The sequence below is a fragment of the Marinobacter gudaonensis genome (assembly GCF_900115175.1).
GTDB classification, from domain to species: domain Bacteria; phylum Pseudomonadota; class Gammaproteobacteria; order Pseudomonadales; family Oleiphilaceae; genus Marinobacter; species Marinobacter gudaonensis.
In genome coordinates this window covers 201763-226654 of sequence record NZ_FOYV01000002.1, presented here as the reverse complement: position 1 = coordinate 226654, position 24892 = coordinate 201763, and the positions used below count along the sequence as shown (strand labels likewise).

The following is a 24892-nucleotide window of genomic DNA, read 5'->3' as shown; positions in this document are numbered from 1 at the left end:
CAGCCTCCTGATTTTCTAGCCCAGATTCCATTTCGTTGCCCCGCTAGCAGGCTTGAACCATGTCCACTGAACGCGAACTCCAACATTCGCCCCGGGTAACCGAGGACGAAGACCACATTCTGGCCCACAACGTCGATGAGGAGCCGGTCGAGGCCAATCGACGGTTGTTCGATGGCTGGCTACTGAAACTGGTGACAGTTCTGACGATCGCCTACTCGTCGTTCCATCTGTACACCCTGAACATCACCCCGCTGGAAACCTGGTCGTTCCGGATTGTTCACGTGGCTGGCGCACTGCTGCTCGGCTTCATGCTGTACGCGGGCACGCGGTTTGCCACCGCCGAAGAGGGCGGTGCCCGCCACCGCTGGACCACCTGGATGGCGGCCGTGGCGCTGTTGCCTGCGTTCTATTCCCTGTACCAGGCGTTCGCTTTCTACCAGACCCTTAACAACGGGGCCATGCGCATTGCGCCGGAGCTTGAGACCTGGCACTACGGCTGGCCGCTGCTTGCCGCCACCTCCCTCGGCATCATTCTGAGCTGGTTCCACCAGCGGGAACGTTCACGTTTCAGTGTGCCGGACCTGGTGCTGATGGTCTGCTCCCTGTCTGTCGCCGCTTATCTGCTGGTGGTTTACAACACCAACATCCGCATGTCGACGGGCACCCCGTTCTCTCCAGTGGGGATCTCCTTTGCCGCGGTCGCCGGCAGCGCCCTGATACTGGAAATGACCCGCCGCGTGGCTGGCATGGCGCTCGTGATCATAGGCCTGGTGTTCGTGGCCTACGTGTTTGTCGGGCCTTACCTGCCAGGTTTCCTCGGCTACCCGGGCCTGTCGGTCAAACGTTTCTTCAGTCAGGTATACACCGACGCCGGTATCCTGGGACCCACCACGGCGGTGTCGTCCACCTACATCATCCTGTTCATCATCTTTGCCGCCTTCCTGCAGGCGTCCAAGGTGGGTGACTACTTCGTGAACTTTGCCTTCGCGGCCGCCGGCCGGTCCCGTGGTGGTCCCGCCAAGGTGGCCATCTTTGCCTCCGGTCTTATGGGCATGATCAACGGCACCAGTGCCGGCAACGTGGTATCCACCGGCTCGCTGACTATCCCGCTGATGAAGAAAGTGGGTTACAAGAAGACCTCCGCCGGCGCCGTGGAAGCCGCCGCGTCAACGGGCGGTCAGATCATGCCCCCGATCATGGGTGCCGGTGCCTTCATCATGGCCGAGATTACCGGCATCCCCTACACCGAAATCGCCATCGCGGCGGTGATTCCGGCGATCCTGTATTTCGCGTCGGTTTACTTCATGGTGGATTTCGAAGCCGCCAAGACTGGCATGCGAGGCATGCGTGAGGACGAACTGCCCAAGCTGCGGCGTCTGATCAAGCAGATCTATCTGTTCATCCCGATCATTATCCTGATTGTGGCGTTGTTCCAGGGTTACTCCGTGATTCGGGCCGGCACCCTGGCTACCGTATCAGCCGCCGTTGTGAGCTGGCTGTCGCCCAACAAGATGGGCATTCGCGCCATCCTCAGGGCTCTGGACCTGGCGTCGGTCATGTCCATCCAGATCATCGTGGTGTGTGCCGCCGCCGGTATCATCGTCGGTGTCATCTCGCTGACCGGTGTTGGCGCGCGGTTTTCGGTACTGCTGCTGGATGTTGCGGAAGCCAGTCAGTTGCTGGCGCTTATTTTCGCGATGTTCATTTCCATCCTGCTGGGCATGGGCATGCCCACCACGGCTGCCTATGCGGTGGCCGCGTCAGTGGTTGCGCCCGGTCTCGTGCAGTTGGGGATTGAGCCGCTGACAGCGCACTTCTTTGTGTTCTACTTTGCTGTCGTGTCTGCCATCACGCCGCCGGTTGCCCTTGCCTCCTACGCTGCGGCGGGAATTTCCGGAGCCAACGCCATGGCTACCTCGGTGGCCTCGTTCCGGATCGGCATTGCCGCGTTCATCGTACCGTTCATGTTCTTCTATAACAGCGCGCTGTTGATGGACGCAGGCTGGTTCGAGATTGCACGGGCGCTGGTGACCGCCACCTTCGGTGTGTACCTGTTGTCGGGCGGCGTACTGGGCTGGTTCGGGCAGGTATCTGCCTCCTGGGCGAGCCGAATTATGCTCATCGCCGCAGCCCTGTTGATGATCGAAGGCGGTCTTTGGACCGACCTCACCGGCGTTGGCCTGGCACTGGTGGTGTTTATTATCCAGAAGCAACGCAGGGCCCGTCTGGCGACTGCTAACCCGGCGTGACCGGGAGCGGTCTCCGATGAACAGAGCAGCCGGGCGTTGGCCCGGTTGTTCTGTGGTCCGGCCGGCTATACTCTAGCGGCTTTCAAGAGTCATGTAGGAACCGGCTTTTATGGCCTACCGGATCGGCGTTTTCCTCCTCTTTTTGGTGACCCTCGTGGGCAGCTGGGTGCTCGGTGGCTGGGTCGGTTACCGGCAGGTCGAGCAGGAGAGCCTTGAGGAATCCTTCCGCTACCGACAGCTGGTGGCCAATGAGCTCAACCGGTATCTGCCTGTGCCCGAACTGATGGCCGAGCATCCGGTACTCGCCCGGGCGCTGGAGGCTCCGGACAGCCCGGCTGCCATACTGGCTGCCAACGAGCAGATGCAGCGCATGGCGACCATTGTTGGCAGTTCCGATGTCTACCTGATGGACACAGATGGCCTGACCATCGCCGCCAACAACTACCTCCAGCCCGACAGCTTTGTCGGCCGCAACTTCGGTTTTCGCCCCTATTTCTTCGAGGCCCTGGAATCTGGCGATTCCGCGATCTATTTTGCGCTTGGTCTGATGTCGGGGGTTCGGGGGCTGTATTTCTCGCACCCGGTTCGGGACGAGGACGGCCGTATGCTTGGTGTGGTTGCGGTGAAGGTGCTGGTCCACGAGCTGGAATCCCAGTGGGACCGCCCTGCGGGCCTGCGTGAGGCTGAAATGGTCGTTCTGGACCAGAACGGCATCAGTTTCCTTGCCAGCAAACCCAACTGGCTTTACCGGAACTTCTCCGGGCTGGACAGTGGGGTACCGGATGAGTACTCGCGCCAGCGCTACCCCGACCGCGACCTGGCGCCCATGGCCCTGGAAACCCTGGGCAAGCCCGCCGGGTTGTCCGACCAGTCGGCCACCATCCGGATCCGGGAAAACGGCAAGCCTCGGGAGTACCTGAGTGTACGCACGCCGCTGCCACGCATGGACTGGACGCTTCAGGTCATGGTCAGCACCCATTCGGTGGTCTGGACCCGGCTCGGGTTTGCCATCGGTGGCGCCGCGCTGTTTTTCGGTGGGCTGCTGACCTGGCTCTACCTGCGGGAGCGTTATCGACGCGAAGCCGAGCTGGCCTTGCGGGGTGAGCAACTGGAGCGCAGTGTGGCCGAGCGCACCGCAGATCTGGAAAACTCCAACCGCAAGCTGGTGGAGGAAATCCGCGAGCGGGAACGCACCCAGAACGAATTGCGGGAAACCCAGCAGGAGCTGATCCAGGCAGCCAAACTGGCGGTCCTGGGCCAGATGTCGGCGGGCCTCAACCACGAAATGAACCAGCCATTGACGGCCATCCAGACCTACGCCAGAAACAGCCGGCGATTCCTCGAAAAAGGCGCCAGCGAGATGGTGGATGCTAACCTGACAGAAATTATCTCGCTGTGCGACAAGATGGCGGAGCTGACGCGGCAGTTCAAGGTGTTCGCGCGCAAGTCCGAGGGACCGCCGGCAGTGGTGGATCTGCGTCAGTCGATTGATGCCTCGCTGAAGATTATTGTTGCCCAGAAATCCAGCTCGGAGATTGCCATACGCTGGAACCGGCCGGACAAACCGGTGATGTGCCATGGCGATCTTATCCGCATCGAGCAGGTGATGGTGAACCTGATGGCCAACGCCGTTCAGGCCGTGGAAAGCGGCGAACGCCCCGAAGTGCGGATTGATATTGAAGAAACCGACGATTTCTGGCGGTGCCTGGTGCGGGACAACGGCCCCGGTTTGCAGGGCGATACCGAACAGATTTTCGAGCCGTTCTTCACCACCAAGTCGGTGAAGCAGGGCCTCGGTCTTGGGCTTTCTATCTCGCGCCAGATTGTGGACGCGTTGGGCGGCAGCCTCACCGGGCGGAATCGACGCGACGGCCCGGGCGCGGAATTTGTACTAACCCTCAGGAAACGGGAGGCCACGGAATGAAAGAGCCCTTGGTAATCTTCGTGGACGATGACCCGCACATTCGCCAGGCTATCGCCCAGACCCTGACGCTGGAAGAGCTGCCGGTTGGCTGTTTTGGTGATGCGCCGACGGCGCTGGGTCACATCACTGCCGACTACGATGGTGTGGTTCTGTGTGACTACAACATGCCGGAGATGAACGGCCTGGAGATGCTCGAGCGTATTCGCCGCATGGACGAAGCCATACCAGTGATCATCCTCACTGGCCAGGGCGACATCAGCACGGCGGTGACCGCCATGCAACAGGGCGCCTACGATTTCATCGAGAAGCCCTTCGATCACGATGAGCTCATAGAGCTGTTGCGGCATGCCCTCGAGAAACGCCATCTGGCCCTGGAGAACCGTCGCCTCAAGGCCCAGTTGCGGCATTTGGCGCGGCCCGGCCCGCGGATTCTGGGGGATTCCCCCACCATGCAGAAAGTCATGGCCACCATCGATCCGATCCTGGATATCTCCGCCAACATTCTTCTGCACGGCGAAACCGGCTCGGGCAAGGACGCCCTGGCCCGGTATATCCACGAGAACAGCGCCCGCAGTGCCCATAACTTCGTTGCCATCAACTGCGGCGCTGTGCCGGAAAACCTGATCGAAAGCGAGCTTTTTGGCCACGAGGCAGGCGCCTTCACCGGTGCCGACAAACGCCGGATTGGCAAGATTGAACACGCCCACAAAGGCACGCTGTTCCTCGATGAAGTGGAGAGCATGCCGATGCCCCTGCAGGTGAAGCTGCTGAGGGTGCTGGAGGAGCAGAAGGTTGAGCGCCTGGGGAGCAATGTGGTTCAGGATGTGGATGTGCGCATTATTGCCGCCACCAAGGCAGACCTGAAAAAACTCAGCGACGACGGCGAATTCCGCTCCGACCTCTACTACCGGCTGAACGTGGTCAAGGTGGACATTCCGCCGCTCCGCGAACGCAAGGAGGACATCCCCCTCCTGTTTCACCATTTCGTGCTGATTGCGGCAGCCCGGTACGATCGGGAAAGCGTTCCGCTGGACGCGGGCCAGGCCGCCCGCCTTATGCAGCATTCCTGGCCCGGCAACGTGCGGGAACTGCGGAACCTGGCGGAACGCTACGTGTTGCTCGGGCCGGCCGCCCTCGACGAGAACGATCCGTCCGGTACTGCCAATGTGGCCGGTCGCCAGACGCTCTCCGAGATGATGGATGGCTTTGAGCGCTCGGCCATTATCAGTGCCCTGAATGCCTGCCATGGCAGCATCAAAGACACCATGGTGCAACTGGGCATTGCTCGTAAAACGCTCTACGACAAGATGCGCAAACACGGCCTGGACAAGGCCCAGTTCAAGGACTGACGGTGCGGGCCCGGTCACCCGGCTCAGGTGAGCCCGGGTGACCGTGGGTCGGGTCAGTCTGCAAGCAACTCCGGGGCCAGAGCCTGCTGCCCGTCTGGCGTCAGGATCGGAAGCGCCACCTCACCACTGACCTGAACCGACGCTGTCACGATGTCCCGCGAGAAGGCGCCTGCGAAGGTCGGGTGCTGGCCGTAGATCATCAGTACCAGACGGTCGCCCGCCTGCAGACGCTCGGCAATGCCGGTCAGCTCCACCGAGTGGCGTCCAAGCCCTCGCAGAGGCTGTACCTGCTCGTCGATAAGCTCGGGAACAGACAGACCACTTCTGATCACCCCAACCCCCACAAACAGGATGGCATCGCAGGTGCCTGTCGCGGTAACCGGATCTGACTCGTCCAGGCACAGGGCGTCCAGTTCCGGAACACCAAAACCCACCGTTACATCCAGTGTCGGAATGCCCGCAATCACGGCTTCTTCCGGCAGTGTGGTCAGCGGCACGATCGCCGGTAACAGGGCACCTGCCCCGGTGGTTGCGGTGACCGGCAGTTCGGCTCCGAGGACATTGTTGGCTACCGCGAAACGGGCACCCCCGACCGTCACCTCTGGCGCGGCTACCGCATCGCCGGGGGTCAGGGTATAGCAGATCTGATCACCGGTGGTGATGACGTTATCCACGTCTCCCTTGCCAAGCAGCTTCTCGTTGAACCAGGCCACCGTGGCCCGTGTAACTTCGATATCACCGCAGTTGCCAAGGCTGTTCAGATCACCGGTCGCCAGGGTGGGCAGTTCACCCGCGTAGAAGGTGAGATTGGCCAAGGTTTCCTGGATCAGGCCGGCATTGGGCGCCAGGTAGTGGTGGCCAAAGGGGTAGGTGAGCAAGCGCACGTCGCCGCCGCCCCGCTTCATGATCCGGTAGTTTTCATAGGCGTCGTTGAACGGGAACAGGCTGTCCCGCATGCCCTGGAACATCAGCACATCCACCGGATAAGGCTCGCGCTGGGGTGTCTTGAGGATGTACCGACCGTCACCGGTGATAGGAATCTGGCCGGTGATCGGGTCCAGCAGGTATTCCTGGGTGTTGCCGCTGTCGAACAGTTCCAGCTGGCGTTCGTTGTCCGCGAAGTAGCTGGGGCTGTGGTAGTGGAAAAAGTCGAGGGCCGGCTCCGCCACACGGTTATTCACGATGCCGTCAATCAGCGTGCTGCGCAGGTAGGGATCCATTGAGCCGCCGGAGCCGGCATCGCCGGCCAGCGAGAGGAAGGCCAGCCAGTAGTTCTTGGTGACATCGCCCGGGTTGAGACTGTAGGTGAGATCGTGCCAGGTGATCTGGGGCACCATCGCGTCCATCCGACGATCCGGGTCCACGTTGTACAGAAGGTACTGGAACCCACCGCCATAGCTGCCGCCCACGGCGCCAAGCAGAAGGTTGTCGTCCTCGTATTTCAAGTAGTCGAGGCGGGTTTCGGCCCAGTCAAGGATCTGAACGAGGTCCTCACCTTCAAAATCGGGGTCCATCACGCGAATGGTGCCGCCGCTTTCCCCGTGCCCTCGCTGATCGATGCTGATCACCGTGTAGCCGGCCTCGACCAACGGCCGGATGGGAGAAAGCAGATCGTCGCCCGCTTCTGTGGTGCGGGATCCGCTGAAGCCGTGGCCCTGGAGAATCAGAGGGTGTCGGGTGTCGCAATCGAACAGGGCGGGCTCGAACACCTGAAACACGATGGCGGCGCCATCCACCCGGGAGGGCATCTGGACCCGGTAGCTTCGCCCGCCGCTCAGGTTCTCGCCGCTGTTACAGGAGGCATGTGCCATTTCGCTGCTGTTTTCGGGTACCGGCCGGCTGATGGTGCGGGCGGGTTGCCGGGAAGAGGAGTGGGGAGCCCGTGAGGCATCGGCCCGAACGGTGTCTTGGGTCGCCGGAGCCGTCTCGTCACCACCGCCGCCACAGGCGGACAACAGGGTAAAGCCAGCGCACACCAGCGCCAATCGGGTCACATACTTCATTGTGTTTGCCTTATTGTTTGTCGGTTTTTGTTAAGACACGTTGAGTTTTGTTACGTGCGTCACAATAAGGCGAGGCTGCAAGCAGGGCGATGGCCCGGTTGCCGGCTGCAGATGGCGGAAAAGCCAAGGTGCGGCTCCGCCACCCCGCCGGTGAAGGATCAGAGATTGGCTTCGGCGAATTCCGCCAGCGCCGAGCGGGGAACCCCCTGCAGGTGGATGTGACCGCCGTGGCGGAAGCTCTTGAAGCGTTCGGTCATGTAGGTGAGCCCCGAACTCAGGGCGCTCAGATACGGGGTATCGATCTGCGCCAGGTTGCCCAGGCAGATGACCTTGGAGCCGTTGCCGGCGCGGGTGATGATGGTCTTGATCTGGTGCGGTGTCAGGTTCTGGGATTCGTCGATGATGATCAGGCTGTGCTGGAAGCTGCGGCCGCGAATGTAGTTCATGGACTTGAAGTGCAGCGGTACCTTGCTGAGGATGTAGTCGACGCTGGCGGTCATGTTCTCGTCGTCCTCGTGGAGGGCTTCCAGGTTGTCGACGATGGCGCCCAGCCAGGGCTCCATCTTCTCGGCCTCGGTGCCCGGCAGAAAGCCGATGTCCTCATCCAGTCCCTGGGTAGAGCGGGTGGCGATGATGCGTTTGTAGAGCTTGCTGGCAACGGTCATTTCAATGCATGCGGCCAACGCCAGGATGGTCTTGCCGGAGCCCGCCGAGCCGGTCAGGTTGACCAGGTGAATGTCCGGATCCAGCAGCAGGTTGAGCGCCATGGCCTGGTAGATGTCCCTGGGCACCAATCCCCAGACTTCTTCGTTCATCAGGTCGTGCTGGTGCAGGTCCTTGATCACCAGCTGGGTGTCGCTCAGATCGACCACCTTGCCGACAAAGCCCATCTCGTCCACGACAAACTCGTTGATGTTCAGTCGGGCAAGATCGCCCTCCCGCTTCAGGATATGCTCTGTTGAGCCTTCGCGCTGAACAGTTTCGACTTTCTCGATAGTGTCCCAGAACGAGTTGGGGAACTCGCGATAGCCCTTGGGCAGAAGGTCAATGTCGTCTAGCAATTGGTCGTTATGGTAGTCCTGGGCTTCCACTCCAAAGCCGCGCGCCTTGAGGCGCATGTTGATGTCCTTGGACACCAGGATGATGTCCCGGGATTTGTGGCGGTTCTGCAACGCGGCCAGCGTGTTGATGATCTTGTTGTCGTTCAGGTGCTCGGGCAGGGAGTGGTTGCCGCTGTCACCGGTGCTCATCAGGATCGACAGGGTGCCCAGCGGTTCCGCTTTCTGGCCCCGCACGATGGGAACGCCTTTCTCGATCACTTTGGGGCTGGCATCGCCCAGCAGCTTGTCAATGTTGCGGATGGCCTGGCGACAGTCGGCGGCCACGGCCTGCTTACCGGATTTGAGACTGTCGAGTTCTTCGAGGACCGTCATCGGGATGATGACATCGTGTTCTTCAAAGTTGAGGAGGGCGTTCGGGTCGTGGATCAGGACATTGGTGTCGAGGACGTACATCTTTCGGCGAGCTTGCGATGCTCTGGGCATAGGGTGCGCTACCTCTCTGGTGGCTCAGTCGTTATCGGCACAGCGTTGCGTGAGCTTCTCATCCGAGATCACTTTCAGCATGTCGTAAGTCGTTATGATACCGGTAATTTTCGAGTCGCTTGTCACAAAGATCCGGTGCAGGTGCTCGCGCATCATGATATTGGCAATGTCGCGCACCGGGGTCTTCTCGTCAACAGATAAAACGATTGGAGTCATGATGTCGCGCACTTCCACCGGTACCTTGCCCATCTCTTCGAAGATCACCATGCGAAGTCGCCTTGCTTCCTGGCGTTCCTCTGGCGTCAGATGGCGTTCGGCGCCGGACTGGGCGGCGTTCCAGCGAAATTCGGTGATGTCCTTGAGGGTTGCAATGCCGACAATCTCGCCTTCGTCATCGGTGACCGGGCTACCGGTGATTTCGTTGTCGGTCAGGAAGCGGGCCAGCCGGTCCATGGTCCAGGATTGAGGTACGGCTTTGATGCTGGGGGTCATGATCTCGTAAGCGAGAACAGTCATTGAACGGGGCCTGCCTTATGAAGTCCTTTGCCAAAGCTTAGCGTGTGTTTTCGGTTGCGTCATCCCTTCCGGGCGCATTGCGGACGACGCCAATCAGCGCACCCGAGTCGTCAAACTCAAGCCGGAAGCCGCGGTATTTCTCCAGGTTGGCCACCCGCTCCAGGGCCTCCATGGAGCGCACCGGGATGTCCACCAGGAGCGAGTTCACCAGCCAGCCGGGCAGGGCGCCGTTGGGGTCGGTATGCTGGACCCAGACCATGCGAGTCTGCTCGCCCTGGGGCGTAAAACGGTAAAATGTGTCGGAGCGATCCACTCGAACGCGGCTCGCGCTTTCTGCGCGTTGGTCCGGCATGGCATTCAGGTCCATGATCACCTCGCCGGAAGCCTTGTTGCCCCGGGTCTGGATACGCAGCACGTAATCGCGATCGGTCACTGGCCAGGGCATGTCATTGACTGAATAGGCAAAGCGGTCATGGAAGTCGCCAGCGCCGAAGGCGTAGGATTCGGTGCAGTTGTGCACCCATTCCACGCAGGAGCCCGGGTTGATCATGACGGCCATCAGATTCTCGATCGGAGCATCGAGAACGCCAATGGCCTTGAACGCCTTGAAGCTGGAATCTGGCTGGTCGATGGTATACACCCGGATGTCACCGGCTTCCTTTCGAAGGGTCCAGTTCTCGTTGTCTTCGGTTGGTAACTCGGCGCGGGCCTGGGTGGTCGGTAATGCAACCACCAGAGCGCAGGCGAGCGCACGCCCGATGGCCAACCAGTCCCTGGTGCTCCCGCCACAGTGCTTGCTCATGAATGACTCTTCCCTGGAAATGGAGGCCCGAGTCTAGCATGAGCCTCGCGCCGATTCGGTGGTGGATGCGAGGGATTGTGAACCAGGTAGCGGCCTGTGCGCCGGGTGAGGAGATTTGGCCTGATCTGCCGGGCGGGCCTGCCCCGAATGGGGCAGGCGGCGTGTGCTGTTACCGTTCCGGGAGGGTGACGTTCAGTTCCAGAACCGAGCAGCTCTCGTTCCGGTCCACTTCCACCTGCACCATGTCGTCGCTGATCTGCACGTACTTGCGAATAACCTGCAGCAGTTCCTGCTGAAGCTGGGGCAGGTAGTCCGGTTGCTCACGCTGGCCACGCTCGTGGGCAACAATGATCTGCAGACGTTCCTTGGCGACGCTGGCGGTGTTCTTCTTTTTGCCCTTGAAGTAATCGAGGAAACTCATCCCTTAGCCCCCCTTGAACATCCGTGAGAAGAAACCTTTCTTCTGAGCCGTCATGAAGCGGTGTTCGCGCTCCTCTCCCAGAAGCCGTGCGACCGCGTCGTCGTAGGCCTGACCGGCATCGCTGTCTTCTTCGAGGATGACGGGCAGGCCCTGGTTGGACGCGTTCAGAACAATCTGGCTTTCCGGAATCACGCCCAGTAGGGGGATGGCCAGAATTTCCTCGACGTCGGCCACGGAGAGCATCTCGCCCTTCTCAACCCGGGCCGGGTTGTATCGGGTCAGCAGCAGGTGCTCCTTCACCGGGTCCTGACCCATTTCGGCACGGCGCGACTTGCTCTGCAGAATGCCCAGAATCCGGTCGGAATCCCGGACCGAAGACACCTCGGGGTTGGTGACCACGATGGCTTCGTCGGCGTAGTAGAGCGCCATCAGGGCGCCGTGTTCGATGCCTGCCGGTGAGTCACAGACGATGTAATCGAAGCTCTCGGACAGTTCGTTGATGACCTTCTCCACCCCGTCTTTGGTGAGCGCCTCTTTTTCACGGGTCTGGGAGGCCGGAAGGATGTAAAGGGTGTCCACGCGCTTGTCGCGGATCAGGGCCTGGTTCAGGGAGGCCTCGCCCTGGATCACGTTGACAAAATCGTAAACCACGCGGCGCTCGCAGTTCATGATCAGGTCGAGGTTGCGCAGGCCCACGTCGAAATCGATCACGACGGTTTTGTGGCCCCGCTTGGCAAGGCCGGTACTGATTGAGGCGCTGGTGGTGGTCTTGCCAACGCCGCCCTTTCCTGAGGTAACGACAATGATTCTAGCCAAGGTTCTGTTCCTGTTTCTCGGTGGTTTCGTCGTGTTTGCCGAATTGTCCGGTCAAATTATTGTGTTGCGTTCCAACATCAGGCCTTGTCCAGTGGCGTTACCACCAGCAGGTCGTCCCTGAGCTGGATATGCACAGCGCTTTTCCAGCCATTGTCCTGAAGATCCTCGGAGATTTTATAGTGTCCCGCAATGGACACAAGCTCTGCCTCGAGAGACTGGCAGAAAATTCGCGCCGACTCGGCGCCGTGGATGCCCGCCAGTGCCCGGCCTCGTAGTGGCCCGTAGACGTGGATGTTGCCGGCGGCCAGCACTTCCGCCCCGGCCTGAACCGGGGCCAGGATCACCAGGTCACCTTCCGGAGCGTGCACCTGCTGGCCGGACCGCACTGGTTGCGTCACGATGCGCGCCGGCGGTGGATCGCCTGCGCCGGCTTGGGCGGCACGCGTCTCGACCGGCTCCGATGACGGTTCGGCGCTTTGGTCAGTCTCGTGGGCCCGGTCGCGCTGCCCGCTGCCCGGCAGCAGGGCGAGGGCGGCACCGCGGGCCAGGCGCCGCTGATCGTCGGTGCCGCCGCGAACGCCAATCACGTGGATGTGGTTGCGCCGGCAGGTGCCGATGATCTTGAAGAAATCCAGTTCACTGTCCAGGCCCTCGTATTTCTCGAGACTGATGATCAGGGGAATGTCCTTGAAGAACCCGGGCGCCTGGCTGATCTTGTCCCGCAGGGCACCCTCGAATTCGGCGTCGTCGAAATAGTAAAGCTCCAGTGCGGTCATCGAGACGCTGGCGCTTTTCAGTTGAAAGCCCTGTTTTACCCCGGACGTGGCGGCATCGCTCATGAAGGAGTCTCTTCCCTGGTCATGTTGTCGGTTGGGTTCGGGCGTGGCCGCAGGGGCATCCCGTCAAATCGGATGCCGGACCAGCCGGTGCTGATGAATTGCCGGATGTTGCCATGGCTGTCGCCCACCGGGTCGTCCAGAACCTGCTGATAATGTTCGGCAAACAGCTTGAGGGTATCCACTTCGGACAGGTTGCAGTACTGGCCCAGGCCAAAGATGCGGCAGGAGCCGGCGTTCTCGCCTTCGGCATTGACCAGGGGGCCGTTATGAAAGCGGCATGGCTGGTACTCGAAGTGCTGCTCGATCAGGGCCAGGGAGTCGGCGAAATTGGCGTGGCCGGCGTCCAGAGATGCCAGGTGTATTCTCACGGCATCCTTGATGCTCATTATTTATGGTCCTGCTTGGGGCCGGTCTGGTACTTGGCCTTCCACTCGTCGTAGGGCATTCCGTAGATTTCTTCCCGGGCCTGCGGATCGGAAATCTCGAAGCCGCGCTCGTCGGCTTCGGCCCGATACCATTTGGACAGGCAGTTGCGGCAGAACCCGGCCAGGTTCATCAGGTCGATGTTCTGGACCTCGGTGTTGTCTCTCAGGTGCTTGACCAGCCGACGGAAGGCGGCAGCTTCGATTTCTGTGCGTTCGGATTCGGGAATCGGGTTACTCATGGGGCTCTCACTCATTCATGAACTGCTGGATGAAGGTTCCTGACATTCTCTGCATGTTAGCCTAAGATACAAGGCTGTATAAATGTACAGAAATTCGACGCGAGTCCCGCTGATTATGCCACAACGCAAGATCATCCACGTGGATTGTGACTGCTTCTACGCGGCGGTGGAAATGCGGGACGATCCCAGCCTTCGGGAGGTGCCGCTGGCAGTAGGCGGCGAGGGCGGGCGCGGTGTGGTCACTACCTGTAACTACCGGGCCCGGGCCTTCGGGGTGCGTTCAGCCATGCCCGGCAGCGAGGCCCGGCGCCTGTGTCCCGGGCTGGTGACGGTGCCGCCGGACATGGCCCGCTACCGCGCGGTGTCCCGGCAGGTAATGGCCATTCTGCGGGAACTCACCGACCTGGTGGAGCCCCTGTCTCTCGACGAAGCCTTCCTGGATGTCTCCGACGTGGCAGACCACAAAGGCAGCGCCACCCTGATGGCCCGGCATCTGCGGGAGCGGGTGCGCCAGGAAGTGGGCATTACCATTTCCGCAGGCGTGGCGCCGAACAAGTTCCTGGCCAAGATTGCCAGCGACTGGCAGAAGCCCGATGGCCTGTTCGTGATTCGCCCGGAGGACGTTGACGATTTTGTGCAACAGTTGCCGGTGGAGAAGCTGTTCGGGGTGGGGCAGGTGACTGCCGGTAAGTTGCATGATCTGGGTGTTCACACCTGCGGCGACATGCAGGCGCTCGGCGCCGACCGGCTGATCGAGCGCTTCGGCAAGCAGGGGTATCGTCTTCACGAGATGGCCCATGGGCGAGATGAGCGGCCGGTGGTGGTCTCGCGCATTGCCAAGTCGGTCAGTGTGGAGCGGACGTTCTCCCAGGACCTGCCCGACATGGACGCCTGCGTCACCGTCATGGCTTCACTGGTGGCCGACCTTAACCTGCGGCTGTCGCGTAAGGCGCAACGCAAGCCCATTCACAAGCTGTTCATCAAGATCCGCTACAGCGACTTTTCCACTCACACTCTGGAGCGGGTTCGTGAGCAGGTTACCGAGCCCGAGCTGGAGGACTACCTGCCGCTGCTTTCCGAGCTGGTCACCAACCGGGAGCGACCGGTACGTTTGCTGGGGCTCGGCGTGCGCTTCCGCAATGATGAAGCACCGGTGACCCAGCTCCGGCTGTTCGACTAACCGGGGTACCGTGGCGCATCAGAGCGCACTGGCGAACTTCAGGGCCCAGTCGGCGTAAAGAATCTGCATGGCCGCGTAACCCATCAGGCCGCCAATCAATGCGCCGGCCGCCACATCGCTGGGGTAGTGCAGGCCCAGTATCACTCTGGAGGCGGCAACGCTGAGCGTGAAAGGCAGCACCATCAGTGCCAGCCCCGGCAGGGCCAGGGTCAGCATCACCTGGAAACAGACGGCGTGCAGGGTGTGGCCGGAGGGAAAACTGTAACGATCCAGGGGTGGTGTGGCGCAATTGATGGCGGGAAACGAGATGAACGGCCGCTCACGGATCAGCCAGCGTTTGAGTAACTTGTAGGTCAGGGTGCAGGTGAGCCCCGTCAGTGCCATCAACAGGGCCAGCCCCGGGCCTTTCATCGGGTGCAGGAAGGGCACCAGCAGGATCAGCGCGTACCAGAACCAGCCGTCGCCCAGTCGGCTGACCAGCCTGAAATAGCCCCGGGCCGGGCGGAATTGCACGGCCCGATTGATGGCCTGGCAGAGGGCAACTTCCCGCTGGTCTGCCTGTTCAAAGAAGCGAGACGCTTTGCTTGCTGGAGGCATGATATCCGGCCTTTGTCGTTTGGTTGAAAACCAGTTGCTCGAACTGTTCGATTTGCGCAGCCCAGCTTTGTTCCAGGGCGTCCAGTCGGGCCTGGGCGCGAACCCGGTTCAGCAGGGTGGGCTGGTCGGCAAGGCGCAACGCGCTGTCGACGAACGCTTCGTCCTGGTCCAGCGGAACCTTCATGCCGTTCTCTTCATGACGGATATGCTCGGCTGCAGCAGCATCGTCAAAGGCGACCACGGCAAGCCCGCTGGCCATGGCCTCCAATACCACGTTACCGAAGGTGTCGGTTTTGCTGGGAAACAGGAACAGGTCCCCCGAGGCAAAATGCCGGGCAAGGTCGTCGCCCCGGCGGGTGCCGGCGAAAATGTAATCCGGGTGTCGTTGGGCGAGCTGGCGCCGCAGCGGCCCGTCTCCAACCAACACGAACCTGGCTTGCGGATGTAGTCCCCGGATTCTCTCGAAACAGGCGACGGCCATGCGCAGATTCTTCTCTGGCGCCAGCCTGCCAACATAAAGAACGGCCCGGTCGTTGGCGGCCAGCCCCCAGGATTCACGTAGCGCGGCGTCACGGTTGTGCGGGGTAAAGCGTCGGCAATCCACGCCGCGACTCCATATGCCGGTAGCCGTAATGCCCATGGCCCGGGTGGCCTGTTGCATTTTCCGGGTTGGCACCAGCGTAATGGCGGTGCGATTGTGGAACCATCGACCATAAAGACAAAGCAACCGTTCGAGCGCGCCCACACCGTAATAGCGGCTGTAGCTGTGGAAATTGGTGTGAAATCCGGAGCTTACCGGAATGCCGAGCTGGCGGGCGGCTGATGTCGCCGAGACCCCCAGGGGGCCCTGGGTGGCGATATAGACGGCGTCGGGGCGATCGGTCACCCACAGCCTTCTCAGTCGCCCCGGTGTTGCCACACCGAAGCGCAGGTCGGCATAGCCGGGCAGAGGGCATCCGGATACTACATGCTCGTGGGTGAACAGCGCTTCGCCGGCGCTTTTGAAATGCCCCTTGCTCTCATGTTGCTGCCTCGGCCGTATAACGGTCACGCGGTGCCCACGCTGCATCAGTCCCTGGCACAAATGTCTGAGCGTATTGGCCACGCCATTGATTTCCGGCGGAAAAGTCTCGGAAACAATGGTAACGTGTTGCGGGTGCCGGTTGGCCTTCAGGGTCTCGGTCACGGTGTTTCCTGTGCGTCCTTTGACATGCCCCTACTATGGAAACGCGGCATGACAGCCATGCGACAATCCCGTGACATTCCGTTTACTTATTAACCGAACCGCTTCGGAGACGTTATGCAGACACGAAAGCTTGGCAAGACGGACATCGACGTGAGCCTCATCTGCCTGGGCACCATGACCTGGGGCGAACAGAACACCGAGCAGGAAGCCTTCGAGCAGCTCGATTACGCAACGGCCGAAGGCATCAACTTCATCGATGCCGCAGAGATGTACCCGGTGCCTCCCAGGGCCGAGACCCAGGGACTGACCGAAACCTACCTGGGCAACTGGCTGGCCCGCCGGGGCCGTCGTGACGATCTGGTTATCGCCTCCAAGGTGGCCGGGCCGGGCAACGGGCTCAAGTACCTGCGTAACGGCCCGCGGCTGACCCGCGATCACATCCATCAGGCGTGCGACGCCAGCCTCAAGCGTCTGCAGACTGACTACATCGATCTCTACCAGGTGCACTGGCCGGATCGCAGCACCAATTTCTTTGGCAAACTGGGGTATGAGCATAATCCTGACGAAACCTTCACTCCTATTGAGGAAACGCTGGAAGCGCTCGATGAACTGGTGCGTGCGGGCAAGGTCAGGCATATCGGGTTGTCCAATGAAACGCCCTGGGGAACCATGGAATACTTGCGCCTCGCCCGTGAGAAGGGGTGGCCGCGGGTGGCCAGCATCCAGAATCCATACAATCTTCTGAACAGGGCCTTTGAGGTGGGTATGGCCGAAATCGCCCATCGCGAGCAGGCGGGCCTGCTGGCCTATTCGCCCCTGGCGTTTGGCATGCTCTCTGGCAAGTATCTGGGCGGCAAGTGGCCGGAGAAGGCCCGAATGACCCTGTACGAGCGGTTCAGCCGTTATACGAGCAGTCGCGGCATGGACGCGACCCGGGCCTATGTCGACCTCGCGCATCAGCACGGTCTTTCCCCGGTGCAGCTGTCACTGGCGTACGTCAACAGCCGCAGTTTCCTGACCGCCAATATCATTGGCGCCACCACCATGGAGCAGTTGAAGGAGAACGTTGGCTCGGCGAAGGTCACATTGAGCCCGGCGGTGCTGGAAGCCATCGAAGCTATCCACCAGGAGTTCACCTACCCCTGTCCCTGATACCTCACGTTCAGCCCCGATATCCGCCGGTTATCGGGGCTGGTTACAATCAGCAATATTGGGGATCATAAATTGACAAAAAAAGCCCGATTTGCTGACAAAAAATCGACGTCTTTGTGTGCAGATTCACATCTTTCGGGTCGGTAATCATTAGACTAAAGCCTTAGGTTTCCGTAGACTTCCGTCTCGCTAAAAGGTCTCAGGCAGTGTCATGATTATTCGTATCTTCGTCGCATTACTCGCTCTCAATCTCGTGGCTTTCGTCGTTCGCGCCGAAGCGTCTGAGCGCGTGTTCGAAGAAGCGGAAATGACAACGGCCAGCGAAGAGATCTTTGCGATTCAGGAGCGGGTTTCCGGCGATATTGATGAAGACAGCTCCGATGCCTTCGCCGAAATCGGGTCCCGCCTGCTGAGCCTGACTCTGTCCCGCTCCCGCCAGTCCGGCAAGCACTATGCCTCCGACCCGGCCCAGGCCGACCACGGCATTGCGTTGCTCCCTGAAGGCGCCTGCCTTAATCTCAAGTGGAATTTCTGAGCCAGGCCATCCCCTCATCTGCCTCTGCCATGACCTGACGCATTGTTTGCGCGGGATGCTCGTGTGATCATCCGGTGTGAACTGCGGATCCCCCGAACGGATCGTTTGAATAAAGGGAGCTAGGTAATGTCAGGTGACAGAGGGCAGGTATCGAACGACGTAAACGCCTGCGTGGATGAAGTGATCCGCCGGGTTGGCAAGAACATTACGCTCGGCCTTCCGCTGGGGCTGGGCAAACCGGTCCGGTTTGTTAATGCGCTGTACCAGAGAGCCAAAGACGATCCGGGCATTCAACTGCACATCGTCACCGCACTGTCTCTGCTGGCGCCGAGAGGCAACTCGTCACTGGAGCGGCGATTCATGGGGCCCTTCGCCGAACGATTGTATGGCCCGATTCCGGAGCTCGCCTACGCACGGGACGTGTCGGAAGGGCGGTTGCCCGGGAACATTCGGGTCTCGGAATTCTTTTTCAAGGCCGGCAGCTTTCTGAACAATCGGGCCCAGCAACGCCACTATGTGTGCACCAACTACACCCATGCCGTGCGCGATCTGATGGCTCAGGGGGTGAACGTGGTCGCCCAGATGGTGGCGCCTGGCACCGCTCACGGCCAACCGGGGCTCGTTAGCCTGAGCTGTAATCCCGACCTCACACTCGATCTCATTCCGCGCCTGCGAGAGCGGGAGGCTAACGGTACCCCCGTCGCTCTGGTCGCCGAGCTCAATGAGAGTCTCCCCTGGTTCGGGAATCATGCTGCGGTCGATGCGGACCGCTTCGATATTGTTTTTGAACAGCCGTCATCGGACTACCCTCTTTTCTCCGCCCCTGAAATGGCGGTGAGCCCGGAGGATCACCTGATCGGGTTCTACGCCAGTGCGCTGTTGAAGGACGGCGGCACGCTCCAGGTCGGTATCGGATCGCTCGGCGCCGCGCTGGTGCATAGTGCCATCATGCGTCACAAGCATAACGACACCTGGCGAAAGGTGTTCGATCATCTTCGGGTCGACGAGCAGTTTCCGGTAGTCGCTGAAGACGGCGGTACCGAGCCGTTTGAGAAAGGCTTGTACGGCTGCAGCGAGATGATGGTTGATGGCTTTCTGTACCTGATGCAGGAAGGCATCCTTACCCGGGAGGTGTTCGAGCATGCCGGGCTTCAGTCGTTGATGAACCGCGGTGAACTGACGTCGAAGGTGTCCCTGGAAACCCTGGATACCCTGCGGCAGGAAAAGTTGATTGACAATCCGCTCAGGGCCCGGGACGTTCGCTGGCTGGTCCGGCACGGCATTCTCGGGGACGAGGTAGAATTCAAGGGTGGCCGGCTATGTCTAAGAAGTCACTCGGTGGAGGGTGACCTGGACGACGCCGAGGCCCGGGAAATCATCGAGGCCCTGATGCTCGGAGAGCGCCTGACCGGCGGCATTGTCCTGCATGGCGGGTTTTACGTGGGGCCGGAGCGTTTTTACCAGTACCTCAGGGAGCTCAGCGAACACCAGCGCGCCCGCATCTGCATGACCAGCGTCAATTTCATCAATCAGCTCTACGATCACCCGTTCGGTGACCAGAAACTCAAGGCAGCGCAGCGGGTGTCTGCCCGTTTTATCAACTCGGCCATGATGTACACCCTCAACGGCGCCGGAGTATCCGACGGCCTGGATGACGGAAGGGTTGTCAGTGGCGTGGGGGGGCAGTACAACTTCGTGGCCATGGCTCACGAGCTGCCGGGAGCCCGCTCCATCCTGACCCTGCGCAGTACCCGGAATGCGCACGGCAAAGTGCTGTCCAATATCGTGTTCAATTACGGCCATTGCACGATACCCCGGCATTTGCGGGACATCGTGGTGACCGAATATGGTGTTGCGGATCTCCGGGGGCAGTGCGATGAGCAGGTCTACCTGCGACTGATCCGCATTGCGGACTCCCGCTTCCAGCCGGAATTACTGGCCCGGGCGCAGAAGGCGGGCAAGGTGGATCCGGCGTTCCGGCTACCCTCGCACTGGTGCAACAACACGCCCGCTGCGGTGCGTCGTGCCATCGCCGAGGCTGGTGAGGGCAGCTTCCCGGCCTTTCCGTTCGGCTGCGATTTCACCGAAGAGGAACTCCGGTTAGGGAAAGCCCTTAAGGCCTTGAAGGCCGCAACCGCCACCCGTCGTGGTAAACTGTCCACTCTTTGGCAGGCCCTGCGGGCAAGGGATGAGGACAACCGATACCGATCCCTGCTTGAGCGCATGGGATTGCTGAATCCCGCGAGTCTGCGAGACCGGCTCGATCAGCGACTGGTCATACATGGCCTTCAGCAACTCGATACATCTTCGGATACAGGAAACTCGACAACCTGATGACTGCTTCAGACACAAGACCCGACGTTTTTACCGTCCATTACGTCCTTAAAAATCGGATCGGCGAGCTGGTGGATACCTCGGAGGGCAGCGAGCCGCTGCACTTCCTCTATGGCACTCCCGAGATCATCGAGGGCATCCAGAAGGCCGTGAAAGACCGCAACGTCGGCGACTGTCTGGAAGTAACCGTGCCGCCAGAGATGGCCTACGGCGAGCACCGGGAGGATCTGGTGCGAAAAGTTCCGCGCTCGCTCTTCGAGGGAGTCGAGAATCTCCAGGTCGGCATGAAATTCCAGACCAATACCGGCGATGACGCCCAGGTGGTGCAGGTGGTGGGCATTGACGGCAACCTGGTGAAGGTGGACGCCAACCACCCGCTGGCGGGCTTTACCCTGTACTTTGATCTGGAGATTGTTGGCCGGCGGGAAGCGACCGACGACGAGATTGCCCAGGGTCGGCCTCTGTTCTGAATGTATCGGTGTTCTCCTGGTCAAGCTTGCCCTCATGGATTCTGGCCAGGCCCTCGCTGACGGTTTCCCTGACATGTTCCGCCAACGCGCCGGTGTTCGGGCCGACCGGCGATGGCCCGTGAAAACTGATAGGTGGATGGAAGATAACGTCGACGCGTGCCGCGGGTTGGCGTAACAGGCGCAGCAGGTGACGGTGGAACTCGTCCTGGCCGATGAAGGGGGCCAGGTGGTCGGGTCTCCCCGCCCTGCGGTAGGCGATGGTGACCGGCTGCACCGGCGTATCACTTTCCGGCGCGGCCGCCAGCAAAAGTCCATGGAACGGCAGTACCGCCAGACCCTCACTGGTGGTGCCCTCGGGAAAAACCAGCACGCTCTCGCCGGTTCGCAGATTGTCCGCAATGCGCTCCCGTACCTTTCTCGCCTGGCCGCCGCCACGTTTGATGAACAGTGTGCCCGCCTGTCGTGCCAGCCAGCCAATCAGTGGCCACCGGCCCACCTCGGCCTTGGACAGAAAGCGGATGGGGGCAAGGCTCCCGAGAACCGGAATATCTGACCAGCTGATGTGATTGCTGACAAACAGAACCGTGGTATCGCTCGGAGTACCATGCTGATGGATCTCCAGCCCCAGACAGCGACAGGCCCAGCGAAAACAGCTGTTAGCCCAGGGTGTCCGGTTGATGGGTGTGGTGCGTACCAGATCGATAATCCACAGTGCGATAGCCAGCCCGGAGGTCGCCGCGAGGAACAGCACGAACGCAGTCAGTCGGAACACCAGTCGCAGCCAGCTCATGGGGCAGGTCCTCTCCCGGATTTGGCTCAGGAAGCCGTTCGCATGAAGTGCCGGCTGTACCGGCCGGCCAGCTTGCTGACTTCCAGCAGCACCAGCAGATCGGCACAGCGAAACTCCGGATCCCAGCACGGTTCGCCGCAAACCCTGGCGCCCAGGCGCATGTAGGCCCGGATCAGGGCCGGAACCTCCACCGGACGGTCGGTATCACGGGCATGGGTCAGGTGGGGCAGCGCCCGCAAGGGGGCCACCAGGTGAGCGGGATCGGCCAGGTACTGATTCTGCAGGTGCCGGGCAATGCGCCAGGCTTTCAGGCCGCCGTCGGACATGCTGATGCTGGCGCAGCCAATCATGTAATCGACGTCGCGTTCCATCAGGTAAGCTGCCACCGCGGACCACAAAAGGCTGATGGTGGCGCCGTTGCGGTAATCCGTATGCACGCAGGTGCGTCCGAGTTCGGCGATGGTGCCGGGCAGGTTCTGCAGGGGGGTGAGATCGAACTCGCTGGCCGAATAGAAGCGGTTGACGGCACCAATATCCGCCTGGTGCAGGATGCGGGTGGTGGCGACCAATTGTCCGGAATCGAGATCAGTGACGATCAGGTGGTCGCAGACGTTGTCGAACTCATCGGCGTCGAGGCCGGGCGTCCGGGCTCCGAGGTCGCTGCCGTACTCCTCGGAGAACACCTGATAGCGCAGGCGCTGGGCGGCTTCAACCTGCTGCGGGCACCGGGTCAGGTCGGTTTTGAGGCGACGGGCACTGCGGCGGGCGTTTGCGGCGGGTGTGGTCATGGCTCGGTCTCTTTTGTTTCCATTTGCCGACAAGCCTATGAAGCCGGTATGACAGGCCGGTGACCGGGGAATGACGTCTGTATGACATGGAGGTCGGAGTGAGCCGGGTGGCGCTGTGTCACAGGGTGTAACCAAGCAGCGGTTCCATGTATATTTCTGAATAGCATGTATAATTGCTGTTACAGCAGGTTGCCTGTATGGTCGGAAACACAGAATGACCTGAAACCGGAATAACAAAATCAGAGATGGACGGCGTGGAACAAACGAACGAAAGTTGGCGAATTCTGATTGTCGAAGACGATGAGCGGTTGGCTGAGTTGACCCGAGAGTACCTCGAAAGCAACGGGTTGACGGTTTCCCTCGAAACCCACGGTGGTCCCGCTGTCGAGCGGATCCGCAACGAGCAGCCGGATCTGGTGGTGCTTGATCTGATGCTGCCCGGCGAGGATGGTCTTTCCATCTGCAGGAGGGTCCGGCCCTTCTATTCCGGCCCCATTATCATGCTGACCGCGCGCACTGATGACCTGGACCAGGTGCTCGGCCTTGAAATGGGTGCCGATGATTACATCGGTAAACCGGTCAAGCCGCGTGTGCTGTTGGCCCGCATCCGCGCCATGCTCCGCCGGGTCACTGAGGGCAGCCAGGGTGCCGGCGATGAAGGCAGCGGTGAAGAGCCCGTGCGTCTGCAGTTCAATGACCTGGTGGTTGATCGCTCCATGCGAGAGGCCTGGCTGAACGACGAGAGTATCGATTTGACCAGCGCTGAATTCGATTTGCTCTGGTTGCTGGCGAGCAACGCCGGTCGGGTGCTCAGTCGGGAGGAGATTTTCACTGCCCTGCGCGGAATCGAGTATGACGGCCAGGATCGCTCCATCGACGTCAGGGTGTCCCGGATCCGGCCCAAGATCGGTGACGACCCGATCCATCCACGGCGCATCAAGACCGTTCGCAGTAAGGGCTACCTGTTTGTGAAGGAAGCCTGACGATTCTGTCTCCGGAGCCGGTGTGTGGCCTGAGCGCACACCGGTGGTCTCCGCCAGGGTTGGTGCCATGCCCCTGAAGTTCTTCCTCAAGCTCTATGCCCGTCTCGCAGGCGTTACCGCGCTGGTGGTACTGCTGTGCGTTGCCCTGTTTGCCGGTATCAATTCTGTTCGCCTGCAGTACTGGCAGGAACGGTTTCCCGAGCCGCTTATGCGCTGGTTGGCGGCAGCTCCGGCACCGGCGGAGCAGTATCACTGGCTCGGAGCGGTGTTGGAGCTTCGAGAGGGCAGTGCCGCTCAGTTCGACCTGTCCCCGGTGGTCGCCGAGCGCCTCGGGTACGGGCAGGTGGTAAGCCTCGAGAGCAACGTTGGCCTGCGTTTGCTGGTGGCCGGCGTTTCCGGCGACATTCTTGAGTTGCGCCTTGCCGACCCCTATCGCGATATTGCCAGAGCCACGGGGCTCATCTTGCGTTGGCATCTTGATTCGGTGCCACCGCCCGGTCGGGTGGAGGTGGCCGGCCAGATGGCAGAGGCCCTGAACGTGGACATTCAGTCGGTGGGTGATGACCGCCTGCTGCCGGATTCCGAGGTGCTCGCACAGGTCGCTGAGCGGGGCCTGGCGTTCTATCGGGAAGGGCAGAGCGGACGCGGCCGGGTGATGATCCAGCTTGCTGACGGCGAACTGTTCCGGATTGACATGCCCGCTCCCTTTAACCCCTGGGCCTGGCCTCTGCTGTTGTTGGTGGCCCTGGTACTGGGCGGCGTGCTGGCCATCGCGCTGTTTCTGGCGCTGCGGGAAGTGGACAGCAATCTCCGGGCGGTGGAGTCGGTGGCGGTTAGGATTGCCCGTGGGGAAATGGGTGCCCGTGTTGAAGCCGGGGAAAGTCGGCTGGTGACCCGGCTGGCGGTATCGTTCAATGGCATGGCTGAGCACATCCAGCGCCTGGTACAGGTGCAGCGGGAAATGATCCATGCGGTCTCCCACGAGCTGCGCACGCCGGTGGCAAGGATCCGTTTTGGTGTGCAGATGATTGAGGATTGTCAGGACCAGGAGGCTCTTCAGAAACAGCTGGATGGAATCGACGGAGACATCCAGGAGCTGGACGAGCTGATTGATGAAATTCTCACCTATGCCCGGCTGGAGCAGGGTGGTCCCGTGTTCTCTCTGCAGGAAACATCGGTCACCGACATCGTCCGCCAGGTGGTGTCGGAGCAGCAACTGGTGCGTCCGGAGCTGACCATCGAAGGCCTGGTGGACCCTGAGTCGGAGCGCTGGTCGATGTCCGATATTGAGCCGCGCTACATTCACCGGGCAATCCAGAATCTGGTCGGTAATGCCGGGCGTTATGCCGCCGGTAAAGTGCGCGTGACCTGTCATTGCGATGAGGACAACTGCCGAATCGATGTAGAGGACGACGGCCCCGGTATACCCGAGGCAGACTGGGAGAAGGTGTTTACCGCCTTTGCCCGTCTGGACGACAGTCGCACCCGAACTTCCGGCGGCTACGGGCTGGGCCTGTCCATTGTCCGGCGCATCCTGTACTGGCACGGCGGCCACGCCTTTGTTGGCCGAAGCGACACCTTGGGCGGCGCCCGGTTCAGTCTGGTATGGCCCCGCAAAAAACCGCTCGAAGCCGTTCTGTGACCCAGTGCTCACAGCCTCACCTGATGTAACAATCGAACTACACAAGCACTACTGAATGGCAGGCAATGCCCCAGCATAATGGGAAGGGTAAGGGATGACTTTTGAGGT

General features: G+C 60.9%; 23 protein-coding genes. 10 read left to right on the top strand and 13 right to left on the bottom strand.

Annotated elements, in window-relative coordinates:
- Window positions 1-59 precede the first annotated feature (59 nt).
- From BM344_RS14155 to BM344_RS14145, 3 genes are all read left to right on the top strand, one after another.
- Window positions 60-2249, top strand: coding sequence for a TRAP transporter permease (locus BM344_RS14155; protein WP_091991631.1), 2190 nt, complete (start codon window positions 60-62; stop codon window positions 2247-2249).
- A 109-nt stretch (window positions 2250-2358) separates the two neighbouring features.
- Window positions 2359-4173: a sensor histidine kinase gene (locus BM344_RS14150; protein WP_091991629.1), complete on the top strand. Its 1815-nt coding sequence runs from the start codon at window positions 2359-2361 to the stop codon at window positions 4171-4173.
- The gene (locus BM344_RS14145) at window positions 4170-5522 is read left to right on the top strand and encodes a sigma-54-dependent transcriptional regulator (RefSeq protein WP_091991627.1); all 1353 of its coding nucleotides are present in this window, start codon (window positions 4170-4172) and stop codon (window positions 5520-5522) included. The genes BM344_RS14150 and BM344_RS14145 overlap by 4 nt, the downstream gene beginning before the upstream one ends.
- 53 nt (window positions 5523-5575) lie before the next feature.
- On the opposite strand, the gene BM344_RS14140 is transcribed toward BM344_RS14145, so the two are convergent.
- The 9 genes from BM344_RS14140 to BM344_RS14100 all read right to left on the bottom strand — a co-directional run bounded on the left by BM344_RS14140 (window position 5576) and on the right by BM344_RS14100 (window position 13127).
- Window positions 5576-7525 (bottom strand): alpha/beta hydrolase family protein, encoded by a 1950-nt coding sequence (locus BM344_RS14140; RefSeq protein WP_091991625.1) that lies wholly within the window; start codon window positions 7523-7525, stop codon window positions 5576-5578.
- Between the two features lie 158 nt (window positions 7526-7683).
- Window positions 7684-9069 carry a PhoH family protein gene (locus BM344_RS14135; protein ID WP_208603440.1) on the bottom strand — a complete coding sequence of 462 codons (1386 nt, stop codon included), beginning with the start codon at window positions 9067-9069 and terminating at the stop codon, window positions 7684-7686.
- Window positions 9070-9093: 24 nt separating this feature from the next.
- Window positions 9094-9585: a CBS domain-containing protein gene (locus BM344_RS14130; RefSeq protein ID WP_091991621.1), complete on the bottom strand. Its 492-nt coding sequence runs from the start codon at window positions 9583-9585 to the stop codon at window positions 9094-9096.
- A 37-nt stretch (window positions 9586-9622) separates the two neighbouring features.
- The gene (locus BM344_RS14125) at window positions 9623-10387 is read right to left on the bottom strand and encodes an START domain-containing protein (protein ID WP_091991619.1); all 765 of its coding nucleotides are present in this window, start codon (window positions 10385-10387) and stop codon (window positions 9623-9625) included.
- Window positions 10388-10556: 169 nt separating this feature from the next.
- Window positions 10557-10808 (bottom strand): cell division topological specificity factor MinE, encoded by a 252-nt coding sequence (minE, locus tag BM344_RS14120; RefSeq protein ID WP_091991617.1) that lies wholly within the window; start codon window positions 10806-10808, stop codon window positions 10557-10559.
- 3 nt (window positions 10809-10811) lie between these two features.
- Window positions 10812-11624, bottom strand: a complete 813-nt coding sequence (gene minD / locus BM344_RS14115; RefSeq protein WP_091991615.1) for a septum site-determining protein MinD — start codon at window positions 11622-11624, stop codon at window positions 10812-10814.
- 77 nt (window positions 11625-11701) lie between these two features.
- Window positions 11702-12463: a septum site-determining protein MinC gene (minC, locus tag BM344_RS14110; RefSeq protein ID WP_091991613.1), complete on the bottom strand. Its 762-nt coding sequence runs from the start codon at window positions 12461-12463 to the stop codon at window positions 11702-11704.
- A complete protein-coding gene (locus BM344_RS14105) occupies window positions 12460-12849 on the bottom strand; it encodes a HopJ type III effector protein (protein ID WP_091991611.1) in 390 nt (129 codons plus the stop codon). The genes minC and BM344_RS14105 overlap by 4 nt, the downstream gene beginning before the upstream one ends.
- Complete coding sequence (locus BM344_RS14100; RefSeq protein ID WP_091991609.1) at window positions 12849-13127, bottom strand: DUF1244 domain-containing protein; 279 nt, start codon at window positions 13125-13127, stop codon at window positions 12849-12851. Before BM344_RS14100 ends, BM344_RS14105 begins: the two co-directional genes overlap by 1 nt.
- A gap of 115 nt (window positions 13128-13242) precedes the next feature.
- Here BM344_RS14100 and dinB point away from each other — a divergent pair, with 115 nt between their 5' ends.
- Window positions 13243-14307: a DNA polymerase IV gene (dinB, locus tag BM344_RS14095; protein WP_091991607.1), complete on the top strand. Its 1065-nt coding sequence runs from the start codon at window positions 13243-13245 to the stop codon at window positions 14305-14307.
- Between the two features lie 18 nt (window positions 14308-14325).
- Here the strand turns inward: dinB and BM344_RS14090 are convergent, their stop codons facing one another.
- Window positions 14326-14904, bottom strand: a complete 579-nt coding sequence (locus BM344_RS14090; protein WP_091991605.1) for a phosphatase PAP2 family protein — start codon at window positions 14902-14904, stop codon at window positions 14326-14328.
- A complete protein-coding gene (locus BM344_RS14085) occupies window positions 14870-16090 on the bottom strand; it encodes a glycosyltransferase family 4 protein (RefSeq protein ID WP_091991603.1) in 1221 nt (406 codons plus the stop codon). Before BM344_RS14085 ends, BM344_RS14090 begins: the two co-directional genes overlap by 35 nt.
- A gap of 114 nt (window positions 16091-16204) precedes the next feature.
- On the opposite strand from BM344_RS14085, the gene BM344_RS14080 reads away from it, so the two are divergent.
- The 4 genes from BM344_RS14080 to BM344_RS14065 all read left to right on the top strand — a co-directional run bounded on the left by BM344_RS14080 (window position 16205) and on the right by BM344_RS14065 (window position 20581).
- A complete protein-coding gene (locus tag BM344_RS14080; protein ID WP_091991600.1) occupies window positions 16205-17242 on the top strand; it encodes an NADP(H)-dependent aldo-keto reductase in 1038 nt (345 codons plus the stop codon).
- A 211-nt stretch (window positions 17243-17453) separates the two neighbouring features.
- Window positions 17454-17777: a hypothetical protein gene (locus tag BM344_RS14075; RefSeq protein ID WP_091991598.1), complete on the top strand. Its 324-nt coding sequence runs from the start codon at window positions 17454-17456 to the stop codon at window positions 17775-17777.
- 126 nt (window positions 17778-17903) lie between these two features.
- Entirely contained in the window at window positions 17904-20111 is a 2208-nt protein-coding gene (locus BM344_RS14070; protein WP_091991597.1) for an acetyl-CoA hydrolase/transferase C-terminal domain-containing protein, read from the top strand.
- A complete protein-coding gene (locus BM344_RS14065; protein WP_091991595.1) occupies window positions 20111-20581 on the top strand; it encodes an FKBP-type peptidyl-prolyl cis-trans isomerase in 471 nt (156 codons plus the stop codon). The genes BM344_RS14070 and BM344_RS14065 overlap by 1 nt, the downstream gene beginning before the upstream one ends.
- Here BM344_RS14065 and BM344_RS14060 read toward each other — a convergent pair.
- Together BM344_RS14060 and BM344_RS14055 are read right to left on the bottom strand one after the other, a co-directional pair.
- Window positions 20499-21371, bottom strand: a complete 873-nt coding sequence (locus tag BM344_RS14060; RefSeq protein ID WP_091991593.1) for a lysophospholipid acyltransferase family protein — start codon at window positions 21369-21371, stop codon at window positions 20499-20501. The genes BM344_RS14065 and BM344_RS14060 overlap by 83 nt on opposite strands.
- Window positions 21372-21397: 26 nt before the next feature.
- Entirely contained in the window at window positions 21398-22159 is a 762-nt protein-coding gene (locus BM344_RS14055) for a GNAT family N-acetyltransferase (protein WP_091991591.1), read from the bottom strand.
- A 245-nt stretch (window positions 22160-22404) separates the two neighbouring features.
- Here BM344_RS14055 and BM344_RS14050 point away from each other — a divergent pair, with 245 nt between their 5' ends.
- Together BM344_RS14050 and BM344_RS14045 are read left to right on the top strand one after the other, a co-directional pair.
- Entirely contained in the window at window positions 22405-23142 is a 738-nt protein-coding gene (locus BM344_RS14050; RefSeq protein ID WP_091991589.1) for a response regulator, read from the top strand.
- Between the two features lie 22 nt (window positions 23143-23164).
- Window positions 23165-24784: an ATP-binding protein gene (locus BM344_RS14045; protein WP_322853418.1), complete on the top strand. Its 1620-nt coding sequence runs from the start codon at window positions 23165-23167 to the stop codon at window positions 24782-24784.
- Window positions 24785-24892: the final 108 nt, after the last annotated feature.

Coding starts and splice junctions, on each gene's coding strand:
- BM344_RS14060 (WP_091991593.1), bottom strand. CDS start 21,371: ATGAGCTGGCTGCGACTGGTGTTCCGACTGACTGCGTTCGTGCTGTTC.
- BM344_RS14070 (WP_091991597.1), top strand. CDS start 17,904: ATGTCAGGTGACAGAGGGCAGGTATCGAACGACGTAAACGCCTGCGTG.
- BM344_RS14150 (WP_091991629.1), top strand. CDS start 2,359: ATGGCCTACCGGATCGGCGTTTTCCTCCTCTTTTTGGTGACCCTCGTG.
- BM344_RS14130 (WP_091991621.1), bottom strand. CDS start 9,585: ATGACTGTTCTCGCTTACGAGATCATGACCCCCAGCATCAAAGCCGTA.
- BM344_RS14100 (WP_091991609.1), bottom strand. CDS start 13,127: ATGAGTAACCCGATTCCCGAATCCGAACGCACAGAAATCGAAGCTGCC.
- dinB (WP_091991607.1), top strand. CDS start 13,243: ATGCCACAACGCAAGATCATCCACGTGGATTGTGACTGCTTCTACGCG.
- minE (WP_091991617.1), bottom strand. CDS start 10,808: ATGAGTTTCCTCGATTACTTCAAGGGCAAAAAGAAGAACACCGCCAGC.
- minC (WP_091991613.1), bottom strand. CDS start 12,463: ATGAGCGATGCCGCCACGTCCGGGGTAAAACAGGGCTTTCAACTGAAA.
- BM344_RS14065 (WP_091991595.1), top strand. CDS start 20,111: ATGACTGCTTCAGACACAAGACCCGACGTTTTTACCGTCCATTACGTC.
- BM344_RS14080 (WP_091991600.1), top strand. CDS start 16,205: ATGCAGACACGAAAGCTTGGCAAGACGGACATCGACGTGAGCCTCATC.
- BM344_RS14050 (WP_091991589.1), top strand. CDS start 22,405: ATGGACGGCGTGGAACAAACGAACGAAAGTTGGCGAATTCTGATTGTC.
- BM344_RS14135 (WP_208603440.1), bottom strand. CDS start 9,069: ATGCCCAGAGCATCGCAAGCTCGCCGAAAGATGTACGTCCTCGACACC.
- BM344_RS14145 (WP_091991627.1), top strand. CDS start 4,170: ATGAAAGAGCCCTTGGTAATCTTCGTGGACGATGACCCGCACATTCGC.
- BM344_RS14125 (WP_091991619.1), bottom strand. CDS start 10,387: ATGAGCAAGCACTGTGGCGGGAGCACCAGGGACTGGTTGGCCATCGGG.
- BM344_RS14155 (WP_091991631.1), top strand. CDS start 60: ATGTCCACTGAACGCGAACTCCAACATTCGCCCCGGGTAACCGAGGAC.
- BM344_RS14140 (WP_091991625.1), bottom strand. CDS start 7,525: ATGAAGTATGTGACCCGATTGGCGCTGGTGTGCGCTGGCTTTACCCTG.
- BM344_RS14090 (WP_091991605.1), bottom strand. CDS start 14,904: ATGCCTCCAGCAAGCAAAGCGTCTCGCTTCTTTGAACAGGCAGACCAG.
- BM344_RS14075 (WP_091991598.1), top strand. CDS start 17,454: ATGATTATTCGTATCTTCGTCGCATTACTCGCTCTCAATCTCGTGGCT.
- BM344_RS14055 (WP_091991591.1), bottom strand. CDS start 22,159: ATGACCACACCCGCCGCAAACGCCCGCCGCAGTGCCCGTCGCCTCAAA.
- BM344_RS14105 (WP_091991611.1), bottom strand. CDS start 12,849: ATGAGCATCAAGGATGCCGTGAGAATACACCTGGCATCTCTGGACGCC.